An 8,924-nucleotide genomic window follows, 5' to 3' on the forward strand; every position below is an offset into this window, starting at 1 on the left:
TGGGGTGGGCGGCTTCAGCCCTTACTCTCAAGAGGATCGGCACTGCGCGGGTAGGTGCGCTCCTTCTGGATGGTGCCGTCCTGCTTGTAAATCTTCACCGAGGCCGTTTTGCCTTCGAGGAAGGTTGCGGTCACCTGCAACATCTCATCCTTGGTGGCAGCGGTCTTCGAGGCGCGGGTCGCCCCCTGCTTGCGCAGTTCCCAACCGTTATCGATGGCGTTGATGTGGTAGTTGTCCATGCGTGCCTCCTCTGACGTGATGCAGGTTTAGAGGGGCGTCGGCCGGGGCGGTTCGCCGAGTCGCGCACTGGCGGCGTGCAGGCTGATAGCCTGTGCGGCCAGCCCTCGTGGAGCACCTCATGCACACGCACGCCCGATTGCGCGCCATCATCGCGGCCGACCCGCTGCGCATGCGGGTGCTCGATCTTGTGAAGGCGCTCGCCCTGCCGGATTGCTGGGTGGCTGCAGGTTTCGTGCGCAGTGCGGTGTGGGATCACCTGCATGGACGTGACAGCAGCCCGCTGCCTGCGGATATCGATGTCATCTGGTTCGACCCCGACCGGCCCGACAAGGCGCTGGATACCGGGCTCGAGGCGGCACTGCGGCGCTCCGACGGCTTGCTCAACTGGTCGGTGAAGAACCAGGCCCGCATGCACCTGCATAACGCGGATCAGCCCTACCGGTCGGCAGTGGACGCGATGACCCACTGGCCGGAAACGGCCACTGCAGTCGGGGTGAGGCTGGGAGCGCTGGAAGAGATCGAGGTGGCGGCCTCGCTGGGGCTGGACGATCTGTTCGATCTGATCGTCCGACCCACGGCGGCCTTTCGTGCCGGCAAGCGACAGGTCTATCTGGAGCGCCTGGCCGCGAAGGGCTGGTCTGAAACCTGGCCAGGCCTGCGCATTCGGCAGGACTGACCGGCAGCGCCGTTCTGGGGGCTAAATGAACGCCTGCCGCGCTACGCCGCGAGGCAGGCGATTGTGCCCCGGCAGTTGCTCCAGGCGCTTCTGCCATTCGGCGCGTGCGGACAGGACGGAAGCCGGCTTCGCTGTCGTTGCGGGCGCAGTCGGGGCGGCCTTTACCGACGCTGCGGGGGCCGTCGTTGCCGTCTTCGCCACGGCTGCGGGTGCACCCGCCGTGGTCTTCGCCGCCTTCGCGGCAGCCCTCAGTTCGGCGAGGCTCGGTGTCTTGCGTACAGGCTCGCTCACAGCCTTTTCCACGCTGCGCAGGCACAGCTTGCAGGAAACCTGAGCAGCATCGCCGGAACTGTTGAGGCTTGAGCCGGTGCGCCCGCATGCGACATTCCCATTGGGCGCGGAATAGTGAATCACCACCGTACTGTCTCCTGAATTTCGGGGCGCGGGATTCTACACGCTCGGTCCAACCAGGCAATGCCGGTGGTAGAAGCTCAGGGGGCAGCCGTCCGTGCGCCGACGCCAGCCGGTTGCAGCGCGTCGATGCCCGGTGAGGTCATGCCGACGAGGTTGGGCATGTCCGTACGGATGATTTCGGCGAACAGGCGCAGCTTGGCGGGATAGCTGCGCGCGTGCGGGTAGATGAGGTAGACGGGCAGGGGAGCGGCTCGCCACTGCGGCACGAGCTGAATCAGCCGGCCTTCTTCGATGTCCTGCGCAACCACCCAGGCGGAGCTGACGCACGCGCCAAGCCCTGCCAGTGCCGCACTGCGCAGGGCGTAGAGGCTGTCCGTGCTCATGCGTGGCTGGATCGCGAAGCGATGTGAGCGCCCGTCCGCCTGGCAGGTCAGTACAACCTCGTCGGTGTAGTAGGTCCGCAGGGCCAACCAGGGCAGACGCTGGAGTTGCTCGGTGGTGTTCGGCAGCGGGCCGTCGCCAGCCAGCGACGGATGGGTCACCACAATGCGCGGGACTTCGCCGAGGCGGATGGCAACGACGGACGGGTCCTCGATGACGCCCACCTGGATGGCGCAATCGATTCCCTCGGCCGTGAAGTTGGGCGAGCGATCATGCAATACCCATTCGACGCTGACGTTCGGGTAGCGCGATAGGTACCTGCCGAGCGGAGCGATCAACTGGTCCTGGCCGAAGGCGTGCGGGACCTGCACCCGAAGCGTGCCGCGCGGGTCGTCACGCGCGCCGAGCAGCTCGGCTTCCATCTCGCTCCAGCTTTCAAGGACCTGTCGGGCGAAACCGTAGCAACGCTCACCATCACCGGTGAGCTGCATGCGGTGGGTCGAGCGATTGAGCAGTTGCAGGCCGAGCGACCGCTCCAGCGCCTGCAGCCGGCGACTGACCGTGGGTTGGGTGGTGCCCAGTTGCGCGCCGCCGCCGAGAGACTGCCGGCATCGACGATTCTGATGAACGTTCGCAAGAGATCGATGCGATCGATGCCAGCCGTCGAGTAGTCGTTCATACGTGTCTCGCATAACGGATCTGCAGATGAGCCTACTACAGCAGTCGATCATGCACATGGAGAATGACCAGACACTGTTCGGACCGGACCCTTCTCATGACTTCCTCATATTCATCCCCGGCGCTCGCCAACAGCTCGGTTCTGCTCTCGCCTGGGTTTGTTCTGCTCCTGGCATCAGGCGCCGGCTTCAGCGTCGCGACGCTCTATTACAGCCAGCCGATCCTCGGTGTGCTCGGTGCGGATATCCGGGCCAGCGAAGGCGCTGTCGGCATGGTTCCGATGCTGACGCAGCTTGGTTATGCGCTCGGCATTCTGCTCCTGGCGCCGCTGGGTGACCGTTATGACCGGCGCGGGATCATTCTGGCGAAGGCGGTGCTGCTCATGCTGGCTCTGCTGCTCGGCAGCATCGCGCCGGGCGTCGGTACATTGCTCGCTGCGAGCCTGGTGATCGGCCTTGCCGCGACCCTGGCACAGGACATCGTTCCAGCGGCCGCGACCCTGGCGCCCGAATCGCAACGCGGCAGGGTCGTGGGCACGGTCATGACCGGCCTGCTGCTGGGCATTCTGCTCTCGCGGGTCATGAGCGGCCTGATCGCCGAGCAACTCGGCTGGCGTGCCGTTTATGCGCTCGCGGCTGGCTCGATTGGCTTGATCGGGCTCGCCGCCTGGCGCGGGTTGCCACGGTTCTCCCCGACCTCGTCGCTGGGCTACGGCGCCTTGCTCGGCTCCATGCTCAAACTCTGGTCGCTACATCCGTCCCTGCGCCGCGCGGCCGTTTCCCAGGGCCTGTTGTCCGTTGCCTTCAGTGCATTCTGGTCGACGCTTGCCGTCATGCTGCATGCCGATTTCGAACTCGGTAGCGCCGCGGCCGGCGCGTTTGGCCTGGCAGGTGCCGCTGGCGCACTCGCCGCACCCTTGGCCGGTCGCTTGGCCGATCGCCGCGGACCGGAGCGCGTGACACGCCTGGGCGCGGCGCTGACTGCCGCATCCTTCGCTGCCCTCGGCTTGGTCGGAGTGGTGCCGCCGGAGATCCAGTTGGGGGTGATCGTGGTGGCCGCCATCGGCTTCGATTTCGGCATCCAGGCGACCTTGGTCGCTCATCAGACCATCGTCTACGGCATCGATCCGCCGGCGCGCAGTCGCTTGAATGCCGTGCTGTTCACCGGTGTTTTCGTAGGGATGGCGACCGGTGCGGGACTGGGCAGCCTGGCGCTTGGACAATGGGGCTGGAATGGCGTGGTCGTGCTGGCGACCCTGGCATCCATAGGCGCACTGGCGGCGCGTCTTGTACGACGGGTTGCACCTTGACTGCCACCGAGCACGGCCGATGCCACGAGATGCGCGTCGCTACGTGCATCTGCGGCATCGCAAGCTGCTCGGCTGAATTGGTCGTCGAGTATTGCGATCTCAGTCTAAAACGAAAAAGGCCCGCATTTCTGCGAGCCTTCAAATCGTGGTGCCGGCACCAGGAGTCGAACCCGGGACCTACTGATTACAAGTCAGTTGCTCTACCAGCTGAGCTATACCGGCATTTGAGGGTCGCCATTATATCCATTGCGCGCGGCGAGTAAACCGTTTGGTTACGGTGACTTGCAGTGGCTTATTCAGGCCGCTTCACATTCTGCGCGGGCGCGTCGAGTTCGGCGAGCAAGAGCAGGTTGCGCGGCGTCAGTTGGCTGGGGCAGAAGGTGCCCAGGCGAACGCGGTAGCCCTGTTCTTCCAGCAGTAATGCTCGGTCGAGCAACAGCCAGAGTTCGAGCGGGCGGCGGAACAGGCCGCGCACCAGTTCCAGGTTGCGAACTTCGGCTAGGCGCTGCCAGCCTGTGCGCTCCAGTGCCGGCCAGTCCTCGTCACCGGGCGCGGGTAGTTGCTTGAGCGTGGCGAGGTCGCGGCAGTAGTCGGCGAAGTCTTTCTTCAGCCAGGCGCCGGGCAGCGACGGGGTCGGCAGGTATTCGTCCTGCTGGCGCAGGTGGCGCTGCAGGATGTCGAAGCCCAGGCGCCAGGCCATGGACTGGTCGCGGTTGCGCCGTTCGCGTGCGCCCGCGGTGACGGTTTCGCTCAAGGGCAAACCGAGGTCATCGCGCGTGAGCTGCAAGGACGAAGCGCCGGCTGTCTGTGACAGTGGGATGTAGTGCTCATCGGTGATGCGGTTGTAGCAGCAGGGTGCCACCGCAAGCTGGCGGCATTGTTTGGCGACGGCCAGTTGCAGCAGGCGAACATGGAGGTCGCCGCAGGCATGCAGGGCGACTGGCGTATGCGTGGCGTGCAGCTGCTCCCCAGCATCGGAAGCCAGCACATCCTGGCAGCGGTGCGTCGCGTCGACGCCGAGTCGTTCGCTCAGCTTGTCGCCGGCGTTGACCAGCGCTTCGTCCCACTCAAGGCAGGTCAGTGCCGCGCCGTTTCTGGCCAGATGCCGGCCGAGATGACCCTTACCCGAGCACCAGTCGAGCCAGTGCCGCGGCGTTTCGCGAAAGTGCAGACGCGCGCCGAACGCCTGGATCTGCGCCGATTTGCGTCCCGGTATGTCGAGTTTCTGGCGATGAGCCACACCCGGTGGCTCGCTTGCGGGCAGTTCGTCGATCTGGCTCAGTTCCCCGGCGAGTTCAGCCAGCTGCGGGAAAGGCGCTGGTGCGGCAAGTTCGCTTGGTTGGTTGTGCGCAGCTTCGGCGTCGGCCAGCGAGCGTGCCCGGAGCCAGGCGGCGAGCTCCGGGTAGTCGTTTTCCCAGGGCAGGCTTCGGCAGACGAATGGACGCGGACGCCAGAGAGCCTGGTGCGCGCTCAGGAAACGGTCGAGTGCCTGGAAGCGTTCGAGCAGGGAAGGGGAGGCAGTCATCAGCAGGCAGGTGTTCGGGCGGGTGCCGATTGTAGCGGCATGCTGCGCCAGTAAGCACAACGCCCGTCGAGGACGGGCGTTGCATTTGCAGTTACTGGCCGTAGACCTGTTCCGGCAGCCAGGTAACGAGTCCAGGCCATATGTAGGCCACCACCAGCATGCCGATCTGGATCAGGATGAACGGCAGCACGCCCTTGTACATCACGCTGGTCGGTACGCTGCGGGGCGTGACGCCGCGCAGGTAGAACAGCGAGAAGCCGAAGGGCGGGGTGAGGAACGACGTCTGCAGGTTGATGGCGAACATCACGCCGAGCCAGACCGGGTCCAGGCCCATGGCCAGCAGGATCGGGCCGACGATGGGCACCACCACGAAGATGATTTCGATGAAGTCGAGAATGAAGCCCAGCAGGAAGATGACCAGCATCACCACCAGGAAGGCGCCGAGCACACCGCCAGGCAGCGAATGCAGCGCGTCTTCGATCAGCGCTTCACCGCCAAAGCCGCGGAACACCAGGGAGAACAGCGACGCACCGATGAGGATGAGGAACACCATCGAGGTGATTTCGGTGGTGCCGAAAGCTACCTGCTTGAGCTGGGCGAAATTCAGCTGACCCTTGGTGATCGACAGCAAGGTCGCGCCCAGGGCGCCGATCGCTGCAGCCTCGGTCGGAGTCGCATAGCCCGCCAGAATCGAGCCAAGCACGGCAGTGATCAGCGCCAGCGGTGGCAGCAGCGCGCCGATCAGCTTGCCCCATTCGATCGGGCCCAGTTCTTCCTGCGGCAAGGCGGGCAGCTTCTTCGGCTGGAAGATCGCTACCGCGATGAGGTAGAGGATGTACATGCCAACCAGCACGAGGCCGGGAATCAGCGCGCCGACGAACAGGTCGCCGACCGACACTGTCTTCGGCGAAAAGATGCCCATCTTCAGCTGCGCCTGCTGGAAGGCGCTGGACATCACGTCGCCGAGCAGAACCAGAATGATCGAAGGCGGAATGATCTGGCCGAGGGTGCCGGTGGCGGCCAGGGTGCCGGTCGCGATGGCCGGGTCGTAGCCGCGACGCAGCATGGTCGGCAGTGCCAGCAGGCCCATGGTGACCACGGTGGCGCCGACGATGCCGGTGCTCGCGGCGAGCAGCGCACCGACCACGCAGACCGAAATCGCCAGGCCGCCGCGCATGGTGCCGAACAGCCGCGACATCGATTCCAGCAGGTCTTCGGCGACGCGCGATTTCTCCAGCATCACGCCCATGAAGACGAATAGCGGTACCGCCAGCATCGTCTGGTTGTTCATGATGCCGAAGATGCGGTTCGGCAACGCGTGCAGATAACCCACGTCGAACGAGCCGGTGACCACGCCAATGCCTGCGAACAGGAGTGCCATGCCGCCAAGGGTGAAGGCGACCGGGTACCCGGACATCAGGGCGAAGCAGATGCTGATGAACAGCAGGATGGCCATGATCTCACCCATGCTTCACCTCCTGCTCTGCTTCAGGCAAACGACCGGCCAGGCGGTAGCCGGCCTTGATCAGGTCGGAAAGACCCTGCAGGGCGAGGCTGCCGACCAGCAGCAGGATGATGCTCTTCTGCAGGTAGACGAACTTCAGCCCGCCCGACTCGTTGGAGCCTTCGTGCGTCGCCCAGGAGCTGCTGACGTAGTCCCAGCTGTTCCAGCCAAGGAACAGGCAGACCGGCAGCAGGAAAAGCAGGTGGCCGAGGCCGTCGACGGCGGTCTGCCTGCGACTGCTGAACTTCTGATAGAAGATGTCGACGCGAACGTGGCCGTTGCGTTGCAGGGTCCAGGCGGCGGCGCCCATGAACACCAGCGCATGGCCGTACATCACTGCTTCCTGCAGGGCGATGGCGCCGATGCCGAAACCGTAGCGCAGGACCACCACGACGGCGGTACCGATGACGAGAAACAGGGTGATCCAGGCACAGAGCTGGCCGAGGCGCATGTTGAACGCATCGATGAGGCCAGCCACGCGCAGCGGGGGCGGGAGGCTGTGGGACATTTTTAGTCCTTCTAGTAGACGCAAGGTTGGCGGGAGAGGGCGATTCTTGCAGTACTGGCGCTTTGCAGCAATCGGCCTACGACTTTTAGCTTATGCGCTAGGCTTGAGGCGCTGGAGGCTCTAATGTTAGTCGAGCCCGGAGTGGCGCATGCATTTCCGGCGCAGGTTTCGCCGTACGAGCCAGCGGTCAGCCTGACTCAGGGACTCGAAACGGAACGAAAGGCGCAAGGCGGTCCGGCAAAAAGCGTAGCCTTGCCGTTGCGCAATAAGAACAAATAACAAGGAGTAACCTCATGAAACGTCGTGACATTCTCACCGCCGCGGGCGTAGGCCTGGCGGCCACCGCTCTGGCTGGCTGCAATGACAAGAGCGAGAAACCGGCAGCGGGCGAAAGCACGCAGGCCAGCGAGCAGCAGACATTCAACTGGAAGATGGTCACCTCCTGGCCGAAGAACTTCCCTGGCGTAGGCGTCGGTGCCGAGCGCTTCGCCAATCTGGTCAACGAAATGAGCGGTGGCCGGCTGAAGGTCAAGGTCTATGCCGCCGGCGAACTGGTCCCGGCGCTGGAAGTGTTCGACGCGGTATCGCGCGGCACCGCCGAAATGGGTCATGGCGCACCTTACTACTGGAAAGGCAAGGTCCCGGCCGCGCAGTTCTTCTGCGCCCTGCCGTTCGGCCCGAACGCGCAGGAAATGAATGCCTGGCTGCATCGTGGCGGCGGCATGCAGCTGTGGGAAGAGGTCTACAAGCCCTACGGCGTACTGCCGATGGCCTGTGGCGCGACTGGCGTGCAGACCGCCGGTTGGTTCAACAAGGAAATCAACTCGGTCGAAGACTTCAAGGGCCTGAAGATGCGTACCCCGGGCCTGGGCGGCGAAGTGCTGACCAAGATGGGTGGTACCGTGGTGAACATGCCGGCTGGCGAGATCTTCACCGCCTTGCAGACCGGCGCGATCGACGCCACCGAGTGGATCGGCCCATACAACGACCTCGCCCTGGGCCTGCACAAGGCTTCCAAGTACTACTACACCCCGGGCTGGCAGGAGCCGAACGTCACCTTCGAGCTGGATGTGAATCTCAAGGCCTGGGAAACCCTGCCGGATGATTTGAAGGCCATCGTTCGTGCCGCGGCGCGTGACGTCAACGGCGACATGCTCGATGACTACAACGCCAAGAACATGGAAGCGCTTGAGCAGCTGCGCGAGCAGGGCGTCGAAGTGCGTCGTCTGCCGGACGAAGTGCTGGCCCGCCTGAAGGAAGTGGCGGCCGAAGTGGTCGACGCCTCCGCCAACGCCGATCCAGTGGCGGCCAAGGTGTGGGAACAGCAGAGTGCCTATCTCAAGCGGCTGTATGAATACGCCGAGCTGAACGAGAAGGACATCTACAACATCCGCGGCTGATAGCTGCCCCGGATGCGAAAACGCCACTCCGGCAACGGTGTGGCGTTTTTTTTGGTTCATCGCGCTTTCCCGGGGAAGGCAGCCTTGATTTTCAGGAAAAAGTATTCCGAGTCCCGAAAACCATAGGCCATACGCTTGATCACCTTGATGCGGTTGTTGACGCCCTCAAGGACGCTGGTATGCATATGGAAGTTGGCACTGGCGAGGATGCCTCGGGCGTATTTGCGCAGGTTGCGAGCGAAGCGCTGTAGCGGCGCGAGGCCGCTGTCCCGGGCGTGCCGCAACCAGG

Annotated in this window: 10 protein-coding genes and 1 tRNA gene; 3 read left to right on the forward strand and 8 right to left on the reverse strand. The window is 64.2% G+C overall.

The window, feature by feature from the left end:
• Nucleotides 1-14 precede the first annotated feature (14 nt).
• The gene (locus IEG05_RS08010) at nt 15-239 is read right to left on the reverse strand and encodes a DUF2188 domain-containing protein (RefSeq protein ID WP_191121864.1); all 225 of its coding nucleotides are present in this window, start codon (nt 237-239) and stop codon (nt 15-17) included.
• Between the two features lie 119 nt (nt 240-358).
• On the opposite strand from IEG05_RS08010, the gene IEG05_RS08015 reads away from it, so the two are divergent.
• Nucleotides 359-916, forward strand: coding sequence for a nucleotidyltransferase family protein (locus IEG05_RS08015; RefSeq protein ID WP_046618062.1), 558 nt, complete (start codon nt 359-361; stop codon nt 914-916).
• Nucleotides 917-937: 21 nt separating this feature from the next.
• Here the strand turns inward: IEG05_RS08015 and IEG05_RS08020 are convergent, their stop codons facing one another.
• Both IEG05_RS08020 and IEG05_RS08025 read right to left on the reverse strand, forming a co-directional pair.
• Nucleotides 938-1,333, reverse strand: a complete 396-nt coding sequence (locus IEG05_RS08020; protein WP_191121865.1) for a hypothetical protein — start codon at nt 1,331-1,333, stop codon at nt 938-940.
• Nucleotides 1,334-1,407: 74 nt separating this feature from the next.
• Nucleotides 1,408-2,403, reverse strand: a complete 996-nt coding sequence (locus tag IEG05_RS08025; RefSeq protein ID WP_191121866.1) for a LysR family transcriptional regulator — start codon at nt 2,401-2,403, stop codon at nt 1,408-1,410.
• Nucleotides 2,404-2,486: 83 nt separating this feature from the next.
• Between IEG05_RS08025 and IEG05_RS08030 the strand changes: the two genes are divergently transcribed.
• Nucleotides 2,487-3,698, forward strand: a complete 1,212-nt coding sequence (locus IEG05_RS08030) for an MFS transporter (RefSeq protein ID WP_191121867.1) — start codon at nt 2,487-2,489, stop codon at nt 3,696-3,698.
• Nucleotides 3,699-3,844: 146 nt separating this feature from the next.
• Here the strand turns inward: IEG05_RS08030 and IEG05_RS08035 are convergent.
• The 4 genes from IEG05_RS08035 to IEG05_RS08050 all read right to left on the reverse strand — a co-directional run bounded on the left by IEG05_RS08035 (nt 3,845) and on the right by IEG05_RS08050 (nt 7,235).
• Nucleotides 3,845-3,920, reverse strand: a tRNA-Thr gene (locus IEG05_RS08035).
• A gap of 70 nt (nt 3,921-3,990) precedes the next feature.
• Entirely contained in the window at nt 3,991-5,223 is a 1,233-nt protein-coding gene (locus IEG05_RS08040; protein WP_046620815.1) for a methyltransferase, read from the reverse strand.
• Between the two features lie 91 nt (nt 5,224-5,314).
• Entirely contained in the window at nt 5,315-6,691 is a 1,377-nt protein-coding gene (locus tag IEG05_RS08045) for a TRAP transporter large permease (protein ID WP_191121868.1), read from the reverse strand.
• Nucleotides 6,684-7,235 (reverse strand): TRAP transporter small permease subunit, encoded by a 552-nt coding sequence (locus tag IEG05_RS08050; RefSeq protein ID WP_046620789.1) that lies wholly within the window; start codon nt 7,233-7,235, stop codon nt 6,684-6,686. Before IEG05_RS08050 ends, IEG05_RS08045 begins: the two co-directional genes overlap by 8 nt.
• Before the next feature lie 293 nt (nt 7,236-7,528).
• Here IEG05_RS08050 and IEG05_RS08055 point away from each other — a divergent pair, with 293 nt between their 5' ends.
• Nucleotides 7,529-8,635 carry a TRAP transporter substrate-binding protein gene (locus IEG05_RS08055; protein ID WP_046620790.1) on the forward strand — a complete coding sequence of 369 codons (1,107 nt, stop codon included), beginning with the start codon at nt 7,529-7,531 and terminating at the stop codon, nt 8,633-8,635.
• Nucleotides 8,636-8,691: 56 nt separating this feature from the next.
• Here the strand turns inward: IEG05_RS08055 and IEG05_RS08060 are convergent.
• A partial coding sequence (locus tag IEG05_RS08060; RefSeq protein ID WP_191121869.1) for a transposase occupies nt 8,692-8,924 on the reverse strand: 233 nt, incomplete at its 5' end.

The organism is Stutzerimonas kunmingensis (genome assembly GCF_014764705.1).
Taxonomy (GTDB): domain Bacteria; phylum Pseudomonadota; class Gammaproteobacteria; order Pseudomonadales; family Pseudomonadaceae; genus Stutzerimonas.

Excerpts from the sequence above, each read along its gene's own strand:
- IEG05_RS08010 (WP_191121864.1), bottom strand. The coding sequence starts at position 239 with ATGGACAACTACCACATCAACGCCATCGATAACGGTTGGGAACTGCGC.
- IEG05_RS08015 (WP_046618062.1), top strand. The coding sequence starts at position 359 with ATGCACACGCACGCCCGATTGCGCGCCATCATCGCGGCCGACCCGCTG.
- IEG05_RS08025 (WP_191121866.1), bottom strand. The coding sequence starts at position 2,403 with ATGCGAGACACGTATGAACGACTACTCGACGGCTGGCATCGATCGCAT.
- IEG05_RS08030 (WP_191121867.1), top strand. The coding sequence starts at position 2,487 with ATGACTTCCTCATATTCATCCCCGGCGCTCGCCAACAGCTCGGTTCTG.
- IEG05_RS08040 (WP_046620815.1), bottom strand. The coding sequence starts at position 5,223 with ATGACTGCCTCCCCTTCCCTGCTCGAACGCTTCCAGGCACTCGACCGT.
- IEG05_RS08045 (WP_191121868.1), bottom strand. The coding sequence starts at position 6,691 with ATGGGTGAGATCATGGCCATCCTGCTGTTCATCAGCATCTGCTTCGCC.
- IEG05_RS08050 (WP_046620789.1), bottom strand. The coding sequence starts at position 7,235 with ATGTCCCACAGCCTCCCGCCCCCGCTGCGCGTGGCTGGCCTCATCGAT.
- IEG05_RS08055 (WP_046620790.1), top strand. The coding sequence starts at position 7,529 with ATGAAACGTCGTGACATTCTCACCGCCGCGGGCGTAGGCCTGGCGGCC.